16 protein-coding genes are annotated in these 15638 nt (G+C 66.0%); 8 read left to right on the top strand and 8 right to left on the bottom strand.

Going from position 1 to position 15638, the window contains the following annotated elements:
• Positions 1-6: 6 nt before the first annotated feature.
• The 8 genes from ACWCIA_RS05395 to ACWCIA_RS05360 all read right to left on the bottom strand — a co-directional run bounded on the left by ACWCIA_RS05395 (position 7) and on the right by ACWCIA_RS05360 (position 8220).
• Positions 7-2046, bottom strand: coding sequence for an oxidoreductase (locus ACWCIA_RS05395; protein WP_454161564.1), 2040 nt, complete (start codon positions 2044-2046; stop codon positions 7-9).
• A 103-nt stretch (positions 2047-2149) separates the two neighbouring features.
• Entirely contained in the window at positions 2150-2605 is a 456-nt protein-coding gene (locus ACWCIA_RS05390; protein ID WP_454161563.1) for a hypothetical protein, read from the bottom strand.
• Positions 2606-2625: 20 nt separating this feature from the next.
• Positions 2626-3081: a DUF2721 domain-containing protein gene (locus ACWCIA_RS05385; protein ID WP_454161562.1), complete on the bottom strand. Its 456-nt coding sequence runs from the start codon at positions 3079-3081 to the stop codon at positions 2626-2628.
• A 68-nt stretch (positions 3082-3149) separates the two neighbouring features.
• The gene (gene pip, locus ACWCIA_RS05380) at positions 3150-4106 is read right to left on the bottom strand and encodes a prolyl aminopeptidase (protein ID WP_454161561.1); all 957 of its coding nucleotides are present in this window, start codon (positions 4104-4106) and stop codon (positions 3150-3152) included.
• A gap of 97 nt (positions 4107-4203) precedes the next feature.
• Entirely contained in the window at positions 4204-5520 is a 1317-nt protein-coding gene (locus tag ACWCIA_RS05375) for an amino acid deaminase (protein WP_454161560.1), read from the bottom strand.
• An 18-nt stretch (positions 5521-5538) separates the two neighbouring features.
• A complete protein-coding gene (locus ACWCIA_RS05370) occupies positions 5539-5940 on the bottom strand; it encodes a DUF2750 domain-containing protein (RefSeq protein WP_454161559.1) in 402 nt (133 codons plus the stop codon).
• 160 nt (positions 5941-6100) lie between these two features.
• Positions 6101-6841: an acetoacetyl-CoA reductase gene (gene phbB / locus ACWCIA_RS05365; RefSeq protein ID WP_454161558.1), complete on the bottom strand. Its 741-nt coding sequence runs from the start codon at positions 6839-6841 to the stop codon at positions 6101-6103.
• A gap of 200 nt (positions 6842-7041) precedes the next feature.
• Positions 7042-8220, bottom strand: a complete 1179-nt coding sequence (locus ACWCIA_RS05360) for an acetyl-CoA C-acetyltransferase (protein WP_454161557.1) — start codon at positions 8218-8220, stop codon at positions 7042-7044.
• Between the two features lie 357 nt (positions 8221-8577).
• On the opposite strand from ACWCIA_RS05360, the gene minC reads away from it, so the two are divergent.
• The 8 genes from minC (at position 8578) to prmC (ending at position 15602) form a co-directional block, all read left to right on the top strand.
• On the top strand, positions 8578-9387 hold the full coding sequence (gene minC / locus ACWCIA_RS05355; RefSeq protein WP_454161556.1) for a septum site-determining protein MinC: 810 nt from the start codon (positions 8578-8580) through the stop codon (positions 9385-9387).
• A gap of 47 nt (positions 9388-9434) precedes the next feature.
• The gene (minD, locus tag ACWCIA_RS05350; RefSeq protein WP_454161555.1) at positions 9435-10250 is read left to right on the top strand and encodes a septum site-determining protein MinD; all 816 of its coding nucleotides are present in this window, start codon (positions 9435-9437) and stop codon (positions 10248-10250) included.
• Position 10251: 1 nt separating this feature from the next.
• Positions 10252-10503, top strand: coding sequence for a cell division topological specificity factor MinE (gene minE / locus ACWCIA_RS05345; RefSeq protein ID WP_056340553.1), 252 nt, complete (start codon positions 10252-10254; stop codon positions 10501-10503).
• A gap of 445 nt (positions 10504-10948) precedes the next feature.
• Positions 10949-11641, top strand: a complete 693-nt coding sequence (locus ACWCIA_RS05340) for a response regulator transcription factor (RefSeq protein WP_454161554.1) — start codon at positions 10949-10951, stop codon at positions 11639-11641.
• Between the two features lie 104 nt (positions 11642-11745).
• A complete protein-coding gene (hemA, locus tag ACWCIA_RS05335; protein ID WP_454161553.1) occupies positions 11746-13029 on the top strand; it encodes a glutamyl-tRNA reductase in 1284 nt (427 codons plus the stop codon).
• An 84-nt stretch (positions 13030-13113) separates the two neighbouring features.
• Positions 13114-14190 (top strand): peptide chain release factor 1, encoded by a 1077-nt coding sequence (gene prfA, locus ACWCIA_RS05330; RefSeq protein ID WP_454161552.1) that lies wholly within the window; start codon positions 13114-13116, stop codon positions 14188-14190.
• Positions 14191-14307: 117 nt separating this feature from the next.
• The gene (locus tag ACWCIA_RS05325; RefSeq protein WP_454161551.1) at positions 14308-14784 is read left to right on the top strand and encodes a disulfide bond formation protein B; all 477 of its coding nucleotides are present in this window, start codon (positions 14308-14310) and stop codon (positions 14782-14784) included.
• Entirely contained in the window at positions 14781-15602 is an 822-nt protein-coding gene (gene prmC / locus ACWCIA_RS05320) for a peptide chain release factor N(5)-glutamine methyltransferase (RefSeq protein ID WP_454161550.1), read from the top strand. The genes ACWCIA_RS05325 and prmC overlap by 4 nt, the downstream gene beginning before the upstream one ends.
• Positions 15603-15638: the final 36 nt, after the last annotated feature.

The raw sequence follows: 15638 nt of genomic DNA, 5'->3' as shown, positions 1-15638 counted from the left end.
CAGGTTTTACAGACGCGCCGCCAGCTCGGCGCCCTCCCTGATCGCGCGCTTGGCGTCCAGCTCGGCGGCCAGCACGGCGCCGCCGATTTTATGGAAAGCCGGGCCGCCCGTTTCCCCGGTCGCCGCGGCGATCGTCAGCTCGTCCAGGCTTTCCTGCCCGGCGCAGACCACGACGTTGTCCACCTCCAGTACCCGCGCCTCGCCGCCGACCGTGATGTGCAGGCCTGCGTCGTCGATGCGCTCGTACTGCACGCCCGCCATCATCTGCACGCCGCCGCGCATCAAGGCTGCGCGGTGCACCCAGCCCGAGGTTTTACCGAGACCGGCGCCCGGCCGGGTGGTCTTTCTCTGCAACAGGTAGAGCTGGCGGTAGGGCTGGATTGCTGCCGGCTTGACCAGCCCGCCCTCGACCGTCGCGGCCAGGTCGACGCCCCACTCCGCCGTCCAGGTCGATACCGGCTGCGGCAGCGGGTGTTCGGGATCGTGCAATAAGAACTCGCCGGTATCGAAGCCGATGCCGCCGGCGCCGATGATCGCCACCCGCTTGCCGACCGGCGCCTTGTCGCGCAGGACGTCGAGATAGGACAGCACCTTCGGATGCGCGATGCCGGGAATGGAAGGCATGCGCACCTGCACGCCGGTGGCGACGATGACGTCGTCGAAGCCGCCGGCCAGCAATTCCTCGCGCGTGACGCGCCGGTTCAGCTGCACGTCGACCCCGGTCGTTTCCAGCTTGCGCGCGAAATACCGGATGGTCTCGGCGAATTCCTCCTTGCCCGGGATTTGCATGGCGACCTTGAACTGGCCGCCGACCTGGTTTGACGCTTCGAACAGCGTCACCGCATGGCCCCGTTCGGCGGCGACGGTGGCGGCCGACAGCCCGGCGGGACCGGCGCCGACCACGGCGATGCGGCGCGGCTTGTGTGTCTTCCGGTAGACCAGTTCGGTCTCGTGGCAGGCGCGCGGGTTGACCAGGCAGCTGGCGCGCTTGTTGGCGAAGGTGTGGTCGAGGCAGGCCTGGTTGCAGCCGATGCAGGTGTTGATTTCGTCGGCCCGCCCGCTGGCGGCCTTGGCCACGAAAGCCGGGTCGGCGAGGAAGGGGCGCGCCATCGACACCAGGTCGGCGTCGCCGCGCGCGAGCACGGTTTCCGCATCGAGCGGCATGTTGATGCGGTTCGAAGCCACCACCGGAATCCCGACTTCGCGCCTGAGCCGCCCGGCCACGCTGGTAAAGGCCGCGCGCGGCACGGAGGTGACGATGGTCGGCACGCGCGCCTCGTGCCAGCCGTAGCCCGTGTTCAGGATGGTCACGCCGGCCGCTTCCAGGGCGCGCGCCACGGCCACCACTTCGTCCCAGGTATTGCCGCCTTCGACGAGGTCGAGCACGGAATGGCGGTACATGATGATGAAGTCCCGGCCGACGGCCGCGCGGATGCGGCGCACCACCTCGATGGCGAGGCGCATGCGGTTCTCGATCGTGCCGCCCCAGCGGTCGGTGCGCTTGTTGACGCGCGCGCACAGGAACTGGTTCAGCAGGTAACCCTCGCTGCCCATCACCTCGACGCCGTCGTAGCCGGCCAGCTTCGCCAGCTTCGCGCAGCGCACGTAGGCACGGATGGTCGACTCGATACCGCGTTCGTCGAGCGCCTTCGGCTTGAATTTGGAGATCGGCGATTTCACGGCGGACGCCGAGACGACGAAGGGCTGATAGCCGTAGCGGCCCGCATGCAGGATCTGCATCAGGATCTTGCCGCCCTCCTCGTGCACCGCGCGCGTGACGCGGCGGTGGTTCGGCACGTCGCCCAGCATGTTCAGGGTGCCCCCCAGCGGCAGCAGCCAGCCCTGCCGGTTCGGGGAAATGCCGCCGGTGACGATCAGCCCGACGCCGCCGGCCGCGCGCTCACGGTAGAAGGCGGCCAGCTTGCCGTAGTTATAAAAGCGGTCTTCGAGCCCGGTGTGCATCGAACCCATGATCACACGGTTTTTCAGCGTCGTGAAACCCAGGTCGAGGGGGGCCAGCAGGTGGGGGTAGGCGGTGGTGGTCATCACGGCATTATGGTGGAAATACGCCGTGAATCGGTGGAGCAGTGGTTCTAAAAGTGGAAGTGACGCGTAGGGTGGGCACCCCGTGCCCACCCTACGCGTCCGCTTACACCAAATGGCTTTCCGGTGCGCGCAACTCCGCGAACTGCTCGATGCTGCCGATGCGCACGGTCACCGGATTGAGGCTGGCGCCTGGCGACATCGAGCGCCAGGCGAAGCGCCACTCCTGTTCCTGGGCCTGGGCGCCGGTTTGGGTAAAGGCGGCGCCCAGCGGCGAGCGGCGGCCGTATTCGACGGCGCCGTCGATGCCGGCCCAGTTCGGCAGCGCGCGCTGCACGGCGCGGTGCAGGCGCTCGCCGAACAATTCGGTGTTGTGGATCACGAGGCAGCAGTCGGCAGGTCCCAGCACGTCGAACAGGTTCTTGCTCCAGGCGCTAGAGAACGAGAGGGTGAGGAAACCGTTGCTGGGAGTGAGCCGGAACTGCCCGGCGGTCAGCGCCTGTTCGAGCTCGTCGCGCATGCCGTACAGGTGCAGGGTGGGAGGGCGCTGGTAGTCTTGCATGGGATAGCCGGTTTCTGTAGTTAATTGCGGCGCTCGCCCGGCGCCAGGCTGGCGTCGTGGCGGATGCGCATGAAGCGCGAGGAGATGAAAATCTCGCGCAGGAAAAAGACGAAGCTGAAGATCAGGCCGAACATCGCCAGCACGAAGGAGGCGGCGATGTACTGGTCGAGCTTGATGTTGGCGCTGTCGCCCAGGAACAGCATCGCGATCACCAGGCAGACCAGGAAGCCGCAGGCGGTGCTCGAGGTGATGGCGTAGTTGATCAGGTGCGAGCGGGTGTACAGCACTTCGAGTTCGTCGGTGTACTCGTCGTTGGCGGCGATGCGCAGGCGGTCTTCCAGCACGCGGGTGCGGTCGATGATGCGCGCCAGGCGATTGGTCAGCACCGTCAGCTTGGTCGCCACGCCCGTGAGCAGGAACACGGGGGCGATCGCCAGCTGGATCATGTGGCCGATGTCGCTAATCTGGATATTCATGAAAACACGTGGTTGGGCGTTGTAGAGGTGTCAGGCGTAGTTTAGCAGCCCGGTCTTCCTGCGTAGCCTCAATCGAAACGGCGATGGCGTTTAAAACTTTCCGTCGCGCCGACCAGCGCGCGTGCGATGCCCAGTTCGAGCGCGCCATGGCCGGCGTCCGGCACCATGCGCATCTTCGCTCCCGGCCAAGCCGCGTGCAGGCGGTGCGCGGACAGGGGCGGGCAGATCACGTCGTAGCGGCCCTGCACGATGACGGCGGGCAGGTGCGCGATGCGCCCGATGTTGCGCACCAGCTGGTCGTCGGACAGGAAGGCGCCGTTCGCCATGTAGTGGGCTTCGAGCCGGCCCACGCCCAGGTCGAGCGTGTCGGACGGCTGCTCCTCGTCCTGCGGCAGCAGGAATACGCGGCGGCCCTCGAAGCGGCTCCAGGCGCGCGCCGCCGGCCAGAACACGTCGGGATCGTCGCACAGCAGGCGGCGGGTGTAGGCCTGCAGCAGGTCGCCGCGTTCGGCATGAGGAATGGGGGCGATGAATTCCTCGTACAGTTCGGGATAGAACCACTGGACGCCGTGCAGGAACCAGTCGACTTCGGCCGGCGTGCACAGGAATATCCCGCGCAGCACGAAGCCGAGGCAGCGTTCGGGGTGGGCCTGGCCGTAGGCCAGCGCCAGCGTCGAGCCCCAGGAGCCGCCGAACACGAGCCAGCGCTCGATGTCGAACATCGTGCGCAGGCGTTCGATGTCCTCGATCAGGAGCTGGGTCGTGTTGTTGCGCCACTCGCCGAGCGGGGTCGACTTGCCGGCGCCGCGCTGGTCGAACAGGATGATGCGGTAGGCCTGCGGGTCGAAGAAGCGCCGGTGCTGGGGCGACAGGCCGGCGCCCGGCCCGCCGTGCAGGAACACCACCGGGATGCCGTTCGGGTTGCCCACTTCCTCCCAGTAGATCGTGTGCAGCTCGTCGACGGCGAGCATGCCGTGGCGGATGGGCTGAATCGGCGGGAACAGCGACGGCGGAGTGGCAGGCATGGCGGCTCTCTTGCTCTTTTTGAAGATCGAGCAAGGATTGTAGCCTACCGCCCCGCGCTTTCAGAAGCCGGCGTCAAGGCAGGCCTGCAAGCCCGTTTCAGAAGCAGGTGTTGAGCGCCCCGCGCACGTGGTAGTCGTCGTCCACCGCCAGCAGCAGCGGCCACTTGTCGAAGGTGGTGCACGGATGGGAGATGCCGCAGCCGACCAGGTCGCCCACGGCCAGTTCGCTGCACAGGGGGTGCCCGTCGGGCAGGCGCAGGTAGGCGTGCTGGTCGTTCAGCTTGACGATCTCGCAGCCGGGCGGCAGCCGGTGCGGCACGCCGGGACCGGGCCGGTGGTACAGCAGCGGCAGCGGCAGGTCGGCGTCGTAGGAGGCGTCGCGCTTGCCCATGGTCAGGATCGCCAGCGTCGGCTCCGGGCGCGACTGCACCATCGCCCAGACTTCCAGTGCCGGGCGCAATCCATCGTCCTCGCCTTCGCGGTCGTCGAGTTCGCCGATCAGGCGGTGGTAGGTGCCGTGGTCGCTGGTCAGATAGCAGCCGCTGCGCAGCACCGCCCGCACCGGGCGCGACAATCCCGCGACCTGGCCCAGGCCGCGCGCCACCAGGTCGAAATACGAGGAGCCGCCGGCCGACAGCAGGATCTCGGCACCCGTGAACAGGCCTTCGTCGTCGGCGCTGCGCACCAGCGCCACCAGTTGTGCAAGAAAGGCGTCGACCGCCGCCAGGTCGGCGGCGCGGTCGTTTGACACCAGCAGCCCCTCGTAACCTTCGAAGCCGGCCAGCAGCAGGCCCGGCGCCCCGGCGATGGCGCGCGCCACCGTGATCGCCTCCTCCGGCGTGCGGCAGCCGGCGCGCTTGCCGGCCAGGCCGAGCTCGACCAGCACCGGCAGCGGCCGCGCCAGAGGGAATAAGGCGACGGCGTGCGCCAGGCGCGCCACCCCGGCCAGCGAATCGGCCAGCACGACGCATTCGAAATCGGGGTCGCCGCGCAGCAGCGCCAGCACGGCCCTGATGTCGGCGGGAGCGATCAACTGGTTCGCCAGCAGCACGCGGCGCACGCCGACCCGGTGCGCGACCTGCACTTGCGTTGCGGTGGCCAGCGTGATGCCCCAGGCGCCCGAGGCCAGCTGGGCGCCGAAAAGCTGCGGGCTCATCGTGGTCTTGCCGTGCGGCGCCAGCGTGACGTGATAGCGCTCGCAAAAGCGCCGCATCCAGTCGAGGTTGTGCAGCAGGCTGGAGGTTTTCAGTACCGCGACCGGGAAGCTGGTGTCGGCGTGCAGCACGTTCCACCCCTGCACGCCGATCGCGCCCTGGCGCAGCGGTTCCGTGATCGGCAAGCCCTTGACGCCGGGCTGCAGGATCTGTTCATCGAGGAAGGCCAGGGACAGGCCGTCGTGCGGGAGGGTATGCATGGGTCGTCGGTGCTCCGCTCAGTATTGGGTGCCTGCGCCCGCCTGCGCCAGGCGTGCCCGGACATCGGCGCGCAGCTGCTCGTGCGAGGGCGTGAGGCCGTATTCGTCCGGGGTATAGGTAATGCCGGGCAGGATGCCGTCGCTCTCCAGCTGCCCCAGCAGTTCGCCGAGCAGCTCGTCGAGCGCGAAGGCCAGCGGTTCGTACCCCGTCCATTCGAGCACCGCGCACTGCTGCGCCAGCTCGGCGCTCGGCCACATCGGGAAGACCAGGGCGCCGTCATCGGTCTTGCCGATGGCCCAGCCGTCGCGGTACAGGCCCCAAACCTCGCGGGTGGCGGCCACGCGCCGCACGAAATGCTCGTAGCGCAATTGCTTGGGAAGGGAAATGACTGCGGTGTCGTTCGGGGAGTCGGTCGTCATGATCAAGGCAAGCCAGTGCACGGGAAATCAGGATACAAAAAAACGCCGCAAGGGGTAGCGCAACACTCCTCTTCCATTCGCGTGCGCCGAGGCTGGCGATGCGGCGCGAAAAAAAAAGCACTGCCGAGGCAGTGCTTTCCGGTCGCGTTTGGGCGATCAATCAGGACATGTGCTGGCCGCCGTTGATGGCGATGTTGGCGCCGGTCACGAAGGCTGCCTCGTCCGAGGACAGGTAGGCGACCAGGCCGGCGACTTCTTCCGGCTTGCCGAGGCGGCCCATCGGGATTTGCGGGATGATCTTGCTTTCCAACACTTCGCTCGGGATGTCCATCACCATCTTGGTGCCGATGTAGCCCGGCGAGATGGTGTTCACGGTCACGCCCTTGCGCGCCACTTCCAGCGCCAGCGCTTTCGTGAAACCGTGCATGCCGGCCTTCGCCGCCGAGTAGTTGGTCTGGCCGAAGGCGCCCTTCTGGCCGTTGACGGACGAGATGTTGATGATGCGGCCCCAGCCGCGCTCGACCATGCCGTCGCAGACGGGTTTCGTCATGTTGAAGACCGAATCCAGGTTGGTCTTGATGACCGCGTCCCAGTTGACCTTGTCCATCTTCTTGAACGTCATGTCGCGCGTGATGCCGGCGTTGTTCACCAGCACGTCGACCGGGCCGACTTCCTGCTCGACCTGTTTGACGCAGGCCTGCGCCGAATCGTAGTCGGCCACGTCGCACGGATACGCCTTGAAATTGAAACCCTGTTCGCGCATCGAGGCCAGCCAGCCCTCGGCCTTGGTGTTGCCCGGCGAGTGGGTGGTGACGACGGTGTATCCGAGTGCCGCCAGCTTGATGCAAACCGCTTCGCCCAGGCCGCCCATGCCGCCCGTCACTAATGCTACTCGTGCCATTGTCTTCTCCTGTTTTTGTGGTGGGGCCTTGATAAACCTACTGCGCGTCGGATTGCCGGCCTGCATCGCCAAGGCGATAGCTCGCTATACGGATGTACAGCGAGCATGCCCCCTTGGGGATTCGGCCAGCACTCCTTCCGCTCGCTACGGTTTCTCAAGGCCCTGAAACGTACGTAGAAAGAGCTTTTATGTAACTGCTTTTAATCGCGTTCGACCGCCAGCGCCACGCCCATGCCGCCGCCGATGCACAGGCTGGCGAGGCCGCGCTTGGCGTCCCGGCGTTTCATTTCGTGCAGCAGGGTCACCAGCACGCGGGCGCCGGAGGCGCCGATCGGGTGGCCGAGGGCGATCGCGCCGCCGTTGACGTTGATCTTCGAGGTATCCCAGCCCATTTCCTTGTTGACGGCCACGGCCTGGGCGGCGAATGCCTCGTTAATTTCCATCAGGTCGACCTGGTCGTGGGTCCAGCCGGCCTTTTGCAGGCACAGGCGCGAAGCCGAAACCGGGCCCATGCCCATGATGGTCGGGTCCAGGCCCGAGGAGGCGTAGGCCTTGATGCGCGCCAGCGGGGTCAGGCCCAGTTCGCGTGCCTTCGAGGCGCTCATCATGATTACGGCGGCGGCGCCGTCGTTCAGGCCGGAGGCGTTACCCGCGGTGACGCTGCCTTCCTTGTTGAAGGCGGGACGCAGGCTGGCCAGCGCTTCGATGGTGCTGCCCAGCTTCGGGTATTCGTCGGTATCGAACACGACCGTGCCCTTTTTCGAGGCGATCTCGACCGGGATGATCTCGTCCTTGAACCGGCCTTCCTTCACGGCAGCCTCGGCCTTCAGTTGCGACTGCAGCGCGAACTCGTCCTGCTCGGCGCGCGAGATGTCGTACTTGCGGGCGACGTTCTCGGCGGTGACGCCCATGTGGTACTGGTTGTACACGTCCCACAGGCCGTCGACGATCATGGTGTCGACCAGCTTGGTGTCGCCCATGCGGAAACCGTCGCGCGAATTCGGCAGCACGTGCGGCGAGGCACTCATGTTTTCCTGGCCGCCGGCGATGACGATGCTGGCGTCGCCGCAACGGATCGCCTGGGTGGCGAGGTGGGTGGCCTTCAGGCCGCTGCCGCAGACCTTGTTGATGGTATACGCGGGCACCATTTCGGGCAGCCCGGCCTTGATGACGGCCTGGCGCGCCGGGTTTTGGCCGGCGCCGGCGGTGAGCACCTGGCCCATGATGACTTCGCTGACGGTGGCTGGGTCGATGCCGGTTTGCGCGAGCAGCTGGCGGATCACTTGCGCGCCGAGCTCGGCGGCAGGAACCTTGGCGAGCGACCCGCCGAATTTGCCGACCGCGGTGCGGCCTGCGGCTACGATGACGACGTCTTCCATTCTTCTCTCCGGTATCTGGCTGAGCCAGGATTGAGGGCAACAATACTGCTCGTACGCGCAATGGCGATAGAAGTGTGCACCTGGGTAAGGCGCAGGCTGCCGATTCGGCCTGGCGGAAACCTCGAATGTTAGGTTTCGCGCCTACGTTTACGTTTGAGCGAAGTCAATCTTATCAGCTTATTCACAGAAAACAACCCGTATCTCCACGGGGTTGACGAAGGGTTTTCAAACAGCCAATGACGGGCAAAATACGGAACGAAACCGGCCTGTTATTGCCCTTAGGAATGATTGGGAACTGCTGCCCATTTCAGCAAATTTCACAGTAGAATGCACGGGCTAATCCAACCTGAACCGTTTATGTCGAAAAGCCCGTCTTCGTTACCCATCGAAATCAAGATCTCCACGGTCGTCGCCATCTCGGCAATCCTGCATTCCAGCGACCCGATCGCGATCGATGCGGCGCTCAAGCAGATGACCGGCGGCACCTCGGACTTTTTCGAAGATGAATTCGCGGTGATCGATGTCGGCGCCATCGCCGCCGACACCGCCTATATCGACTGGCGCGCGCTGGTCGACCTGCTCAAGAAATATCGCCTGAACGCGGTCGCCGTGCGCGGCGCGACGCCGGAGATGGCCGATGCGGTGAAAGCCCTCGGCCTGGCGCTCGACGACGGCGCCGCTGGCGCCGAGCGCGCCCGCGAAGACGTGGCGGCAGCCACCGCTGCCAGCGCGGCGGTGACGATCGCCCCAGCGGCGGCACCTGCACCTGCAGCGGCACCGGCCGCGCCCCCGCCGGCGCCGGCCGCGTCCGCCCCGGTTCCGGCCCTGATCGTCGACACCCCGGTGCGCGCCGGCCAGCGCGTGTATGCGCGCGGCTGCGACCTGATCATCACGGCGGTCGTGAACAATGGCGCCGAGATCATTGCCGACGGCAGCATCCACGTGTATGCGCCGATGCACGGGCGCGCGCTGGCGGGCGCCTCGGGCAATGCCGAGTCGCGCATTTTCGGCCTGTCGCTGCAGCCCGAACTGGTGTCGATCGCCGGCGTCTACCGCACCTTCGACGACGGCTTCCCGGCCGAGCTGGCACGCCAGCCGGCACAAATTCGCCTGGTTGGCGACCGGATCGATATATCATCGCTGACTTCGGTTCCGACCCGCGTGTGATGAGGCACTGAGCCAGCTACTCACCAGATACTGTAAAGGACATTTTTGTGGCAAGAATTATTGTTGTGACGTCCGGCAAGGGCGGCGTGGGCAAAACCACCTCGAGCGCGAGCTTCTCCACCGGCCTGGCCCTGCGCGGCCACAAGACCGCCGTGCTGGACTTCGACGTCGGCCTGCGTAACCTCGACCTGATCATGGGCTGCGAACGCCGCGTGGTGTACGACCTCGTCAACGTGATCAATGGCGAAGCGACGCTGAACCAGGCCCTGATCAAGGACAAGCACTGCGACAACCTGTTCATCCTGCCGGCCTCGCAGACGCGCGACAAGGATGCGCTGTCGGAAGACGGCGTCGAGCGCGTGCTCAACGAGCTGGTCAAGATGGGCTTCGAGTTCATCATCTGCGACTCCCCGGCCGGCATCGAGCACGGCGCCCTGATGGCGCTGACCTTCGCCGACGAAGCGCTGATCGTGACCAACCCGGAAGTGTCCTCGGTGCGCGATTCCGACCGCATCCTCGGCATCATCCAGGCAAAGTCGCGCCGCGCCCAGAGCGGCGGCGAGCCGGTCAAGGAACACCTGCTGATCACCCGTTATTCTCCGAAGCGCGTCGAAAACGACGAAATGCTGTCGTACCAGGACGTGCAGGAAATCCTGCGCATCCCGCTGATCGGCATCATTCCGGAATCGGAATCGGTGCTGCACGCCTCGAACCAGGGCAACCCGGCGATCCATTTCAAGGGGACCGACGTGGCCGAAGCCTACGAGGACGTGGTCGCCCGCTTCCTCGGCGAAGAGCGTCCGCTGCGCTTCACCAGCTACGAGAAGCCGGGCTTATTGAAGCGCATTTTCGGGAACAAGTGATATGGCCCTGCTCTCATTCCTGTTCCCCGAAAAGAAGAAGAGCGCGAACGCGGCCAAGGAACGGCTGCAGATCATCATCGCCCGCGAGCGCACCAACCGTACCGGCCCCGACTTCCTGCCTGCGCTGCACCGCGAACTGATCGAAGTGATCTCGAAGTACACCAAGGTCAACGCGGACGACATCAAGATTTCGCTCGACCGCCAGGGCAACCTGGAAGTGCTCGACGTCAACGTGGTGCTGCCGGACGCCTGATCCGGCGCCTGCCCCCGCAGGCATCCTCTACAACGGCAGTGCTGGGCACTGCCGTTGTCATTTTCGCTGTCCTCAGCTGTACCCCTTCTCCGCTTTTTCTCTCCCGCAGGCGCCGTCGGCGCATCTCCCGGCTGTCCATCGCTGCCCTGCAGCAGGCACGGCCCGACCCAATACGCATATTCGTTATCAAATAATGTTGTTTTTTTGTCGTGAATGTTGCATTTCAGCCGCATTGGCGCAAGCTCCATTCCTACAAGATGAACTGTCGAAATTGAGCAATTGCAGGGCTAGGCGATATCAAAAACTTTTGGAACCCGCCGCAGGCGCGCACTTTCGATCAAAAACAGAAGTTTACGAGTAGCATTATTTTGTGAAAGTCTGTTATAGTCGGTTTAACGTTGTAGGAGCACTCCTACAGTGAGACTTTAACAATTGCGTGCCCTCCATGAGAATAGCCGTCCTCGATAACGACCGTAGTCAAGCAGAACTGATCTGCCAGGTACTCAGTGCGGCTGGCCACAGCTGCCAATTCTTCGATAACGGGAAGGAAATGCTGGCGCAGATGCGCAAGGACAGCACCGATCTCCTGATCATGGACTGGCCCGCAGGCGACCTCGAGGCCGCCGACATCCTGCGCCGCGCGAAGGAAAAGATGGCGCCCGACGCGCCGGCGATGTTCCTCGTCGGCGGCTCGGCCGAGGATGACATCGTGGCCGGCATGCTGGCCGGCGCCGACGACTACGTCGTCAAGCCGCTGCGCCGCGGCGAGCTGGTGGCGCGCGTCTCGGCCCTGCTGCGCCGCGCCTATCCGACCCAGGCCGGCACCGAACAGCTGCAGTTCGGCCCCTACGTCTTCGAGACGCGCCCGGGCCGCCTGCTGAAGGACGGCAGCGTCATCGACGTCACCCAGAAAGAGTTTTACCTGGCCCTGCTGTTCTTCCGGAACATCGGCCGCCCGCTGTCGCGCGCCTATATCCACGAGGCGGTCTGGGTACGCGAAACGGCCGTCCCCTCGCGCACCATGGACACCCACGTCTCGCGCGTGCGCAACAAGCTCAGCCTGCGTCCGGAAAACGGCTTCCGCCTGGTGCCGGTGTACAGCTACGGCTACCGCCTGGAAAAGCTGGGCGCGATGTAACAAGAAGGGTTGGCAGCCCCTCGTTGGGGGCACCCCGTGCCCCCAACGCCCTGCACACATGAGGGTATAATGGGTGCATACGCCGCCCTCCTGTTCCCCCAAGAATGCAACTGCTTGCCGTTGGCCTGAACCACACGACCGCACCGGTCTCGCTGCGCGAGCAGCTGGCGCTCGGCCCCGAGCAGCTCGGGCGCGCGGTGGGCTCGGCGCGCGAATGGTTCGGCCGTTTCGGCGGCCGCGACTACCGCGCCAACGACGAAGCGGCCATCCTCTCCACCTGCAACCGCACCGAACTGTATGCCGCGAGCAGCGTGCCCGAGCCGCTCGACGCCTCGGCCCAGTTCCTGGCCCACTACCACGCCCTTAATTTCGCCGAACTGCGCCCGCACCTGTACATGCTGCCGCAGGGCGATGCCGTGCGCCATGCCTTCCGCGTCGCTTCCGGCCTCGATTCGATGGTGCTGGGCGAGCCGCAGATCCTCGGGCAAATGAAGGACGCGGTGCGCACCGCCGAACAGGCTGGCGGCCTCGGCACCTATTTGCACCAGCTGTTCCAGCGCAGCTTCGCCGTCGCCAAGGAAGTGCGCAGCACCACGGCGATCGGCGCCAACAGCGTCTCGATGGCCGCCGCCGCGGTGCGCCTGTCGCAGCGCATTTTCGACCGCATCGCCGACCAGCACGTGCTCTTCATCGGCGCCGGCGAAATGATCGAACTGTGCGCGGCCCACTTCGCGGCGCACAATCCGAAATCGATCACCATCGCCAACCGCACCATGGAGCGCGGCGAATCGCTCGCCGCGCGCCTGAACGGCCGCGCGATGCGCCTGGCCGACCTGCCCGCGCAGCTGGCAAATTTCGACATCGTCGTCTCCTGCACGGCCTCCACCCTGCCGCTGATCGGCCTCGGGCTGGTCGAACGCGCCATCAAGGCGCGCCGCCACCGCCCGATCTTCATGGCCGATCTTGCCGTGCCGCGCGACATCGAACCCGAAGTCGGCCGCCTCGACGACGTCTTCCTGTACACCGTCGACGACCTGGCGCAGGTGGTGCAGACCGGCATGGAGAGCCGCCAGGCCGCCGTGGCCCAGGCCGAAGCCATCATCGACAACCGCGTCCAGTCCTTCATGGACTGGATCGGCGACCGCGCCGTGGTGCCGGTGATCCAGGAGCTGCACGAGTCGAGCGAGGCCTTGCGCCTGGCCGAACTCGAGCGCGCACGGCGCCTGCTGGCCCGGGGAGAGGATGCCGAGGCGGTGCTGGAGGCGCTGTCGAAGGGTCTGACCGCGAAATTCCTGCACGGCCCGCAGCAGGCGCTGCACCGCGCCCAGGGCGACGAGCGCGCGCGCCTGGCCAGCCTCCTGCCGCAGCTGTTCCGCGGCCGCCGTTAGCGTTTTTTATCCTGCATTGCGCCGCTCCATGCCGGCGCGTCCCGGCGCCCCCGCGCCTTCCTGATCACTTGATTGCCTGAGCCTATGAAACCATCGATGCTGGCCAAGCTGGACCAACTGGCGAACCGCCTGGTCGAACTCGACGAACTGCTGACCCATGAAGGCGCCACCGCCAACATGGACCAGTACCGCAAGATGACGCGCGAGCATGCGGAACTGAGCCCATTGGTGGCGCTGTACCGCCAGTACCAGGACGCGAACGGCGACATCGCCGCCGCCCAGGAGATGCTGGCCGACCCGGACATGAAGGAGTTCGCCCAGGACGAGATCGAATCGGCCAAGGCGCGCCTGGCCGCGCTCGACCTCGACCTGCAGAAGATGCTGCTCCCGAAAGACGAAAACGACGAGCGCAACATTTTCCTCGAGATCCGCGCCGGCACCGGCGGCGACGAATCGGCCCTGTTCGCGGGCGATCTGCTGCGCATGTACACGCGCTTCGCCGAGCGCAACCGCTGGCAGGTGGAGATGGTGTCCGAGTCCGCCTCCGACCTGGGCGGCTACCGCGAAGTCATCGTGCGCGTGATCGGCAACGGCGTGTATTCGAAACTGAAGTTCGAGTCGGGCGGGCACCGCGTGCAGCGCGTGCCGGCCACCGAAACGCAAGGCCGCATCCACACCTCGGCCTGCACGGTTGCCGTGATGCCCGAGGCCGACGAGGTCGAGGACGTCGACATCAACCCGGCCGACCTGCGCATCGACACCTACCGGGCCTCGGGCGCCGGCGGGCAGCACATCAACAAGACCGATTCGGCCGTGCGCCTCACCCACCTGCCGACCGGGATCGTGGTCGAATGCCAGGACGACCGCAGCCAGCACAAGAACAAGGCGCAGGCGATGAAGGTGCTGGCCGCGCGCATCAAGGACGTGCAGCTGCGCGAGCAGCAGTCGAAAGAAGCGGCCACCCGCAAGAGTTTAATTGGCTCGGGCGACCGCAGCGAGCGCATCCGCACCTACAACTTCCCGCAGGGGCGCCTGACCGACCACCGCATCAACCTGACGCTGTATAAACTCGATTTCATCATGGACGGCGATTTGACCGACCTGACGAATGCGCTGGCGGCCGAGCACCAGGCGGAATTGCTGGCAGCACTGGGCGATTAAGGCCGCGCTAAGCTTGCGATAAGTTGCCAATGTGAAAATAGCGAAGTGCGTTTCAGGGCGGTATGCGAGAATCGCCCTTTGTTCCTTTGCCTTCCCGACCACGAAAGCCCCACCGAGATGCCACGTTCCCGTTCCGCCCTTCTCGCCATTTCCTTCATCAGCTTCGCCCTGATCGGCGCGGCGCTGTACCTGCAGCATGCGAAAGACATGCTGCCCTGCCCGCTGTGCGTGATCCAGCGCTACCTGTTCCTGGCCATCGGTATTGCCGCCCTCGGCGGCGCGCTTTCGAACAGGCTGCGCGCCGGCGCACTTGTCGCGCTGCTGGCGGGGCTGGGCGGGCTGGGCGTGGTCGGCAAGCATTTGTATGTGCTGGCCAACCCCGGCTTTTCCTGCGGTATCGATCCGATGGAAACGACCCTGAACAAGATCCCGACGGCCGAACTGATGCCGTGGATGTTCCGCGCCGAAGGCCTGTGCGAAAGCGCGGGCGACACGGTGCTCGGCCTGTCGGTGCCGCAATGGTCGGCCGTCTGGTTCGTGCTGCTGACGCTGGCGCTCGTCTGGGTGCTGGTTACGGGACGCCGCGCGCGATGAAGATTGCCGCCGGCGCCACGGTCGGCGCGCTGCAGGCCGGCCTGCCGCTCGAGCCGCTGGAAAACCGCATCCTGCTCTGCCATGTGCTGGGCCTGTCCCGGGTCGGCCTGATCACGGGCGCCGAGCGCCAGCTGAGCGCGGAGGAAGCGGCGCGCCTGGCGGCCCTGGTCGAACGGCGCCTGCAGGGCGAACCGATCGCCTACATCGTCGGCCAGCGCGAATTCTTCGGCCTGCCCTTCCAGGTCGGCCCGGCGGTGCTGATCCCGCGCCCCGATACCGAATTGATCGTCGAACTGGCGCTGGAACGCCTTGCCCCACGCGGACGCCTGCTCGACATGGGCACCGGCAGCGGCGCCATCGCCGTGTCCATCGCCCACACGCGGCCCGATGCCCAGGTGACGGCGCTCGACGTCAGCGATGCCGCGCTCGCCATGGCGCGCGCGAATGCGGCCGCCAACCATGCCGCCGTGCGCTTCCTGCGCAGCGACTGGTTTACTGCGCTGGAAAATGAAGAATTCGACCTGATCGCCTCCAACCCGCCGTATATCGCGGCCGGCGACGCCCACCTGGCGCAGGGCGATCTGCGCTTCGAGCCGGCCGGGGCGCTGACCGACCACGCCGACGGCCTGTCGGCACTGCGCACCATCGTCGCCGGCGCGCCACAGCACCTGGTGGCAGGCGGCTGGCTGCTGCTCGAACATGGATACGACCAGGCGCCCGCCGTGCGGACACTGTTGTCCGCTGCCGGTTATACGGAGGTGCAAAGCTGGCGCGATCTGGGCGGGATCGAGCGGGTGAGCGGCGGCCGGCGCGCTTGATTGTCCGCCACGGTGCGCGGCCTTCCGGCCTGCATT

The organism is Massilia sp. SYSU DXS3249 (genome assembly GCF_053668055.1).
This window is presented reverse-complemented; position numbering and strand designations above follow the sequence as displayed.

Bases quoted from the DNA above. Each gene is read 5' to 3' on its own strand.
- ACWCIA_RS05395 (WP_454161564.1), bottom strand. From the start codon at position 2,046: ATGACCACCACCGCCTACCCCCACCTGCTGGCCCCCCTCGACCTGGGT.
- ACWCIA_RS05390 (WP_454161563.1), bottom strand. From the start codon at position 2,605: ATGCAAGACTACCAGCGCCCTCCCACCCTGCACCTGTACGGCATGCGC.
- ACWCIA_RS05385 (WP_454161562.1), bottom strand. From the start codon at position 3,081: ATGAATATCCAGATTAGCGACATCGGCCACATGATCCAGCTGGCGATC.
- pip (WP_454161561.1), bottom strand. From the start codon at position 4,106: ATGCCTGCCACTCCGCCGTCGCTGTTCCCGCCGATTCAGCCCATCCGC.
- ACWCIA_RS05375 (WP_454161560.1), bottom strand. From the start codon at position 5,520: ATGCATACCCTCCCGCACGACGGCCTGTCCCTGGCCTTCCTCGATGAA.
- ACWCIA_RS05370 (WP_454161559.1), bottom strand. From the start codon at position 5,940: ATGACGACCGACTCCCCGAACGACACCGCAGTCATTTCCCTTCCCAAG.
- phbB (WP_454161558.1), bottom strand. From the start codon at position 6,841: ATGGCACGAGTAGCATTAGTGACGGGCGGCATGGGCGGCCTGGGCGAA.
- ACWCIA_RS05360 (WP_454161557.1), bottom strand. From the start codon at position 8,220: ATGGAAGACGTCGTCATCGTAGCCGCAGGCCGCACCGCGGTCGGCAAA.
- minC (WP_454161556.1), top strand. From the start codon at position 8,578: ATGTCGAAAAGCCCGTCTTCGTTACCCATCGAAATCAAGATCTCCACG.
- minE (WP_056340553.1), top strand. From the start codon at position 10,252: ATGGCCCTGCTCTCATTCCTGTTCCCCGAAAAGAAGAAGAGCGCGAAC.
- ACWCIA_RS05340 (WP_454161554.1), top strand. From the start codon at position 10,949: ATGAGAATAGCCGTCCTCGATAACGACCGTAGTCAAGCAGAACTGATC.
- hemA (WP_454161553.1), top strand. From the start codon at position 11,746: ATGCAACTGCTTGCCGTTGGCCTGAACCACACGACCGCACCGGTCTCG.
- prfA (WP_454161552.1), top strand. From the start codon at position 13,114: ATGAAACCATCGATGCTGGCCAAGCTGGACCAACTGGCGAACCGCCTG.
- ACWCIA_RS05325 (WP_454161551.1), top strand. From the start codon at position 14,308: ATGCCACGTTCCCGTTCCGCCCTTCTCGCCATTTCCTTCATCAGCTTC.
- prmC (WP_454161550.1), top strand. From the start codon at position 14,781: ATGAAGATTGCCGCCGGCGCCACGGTCGGCGCGCTGCAGGCCGGCCTG.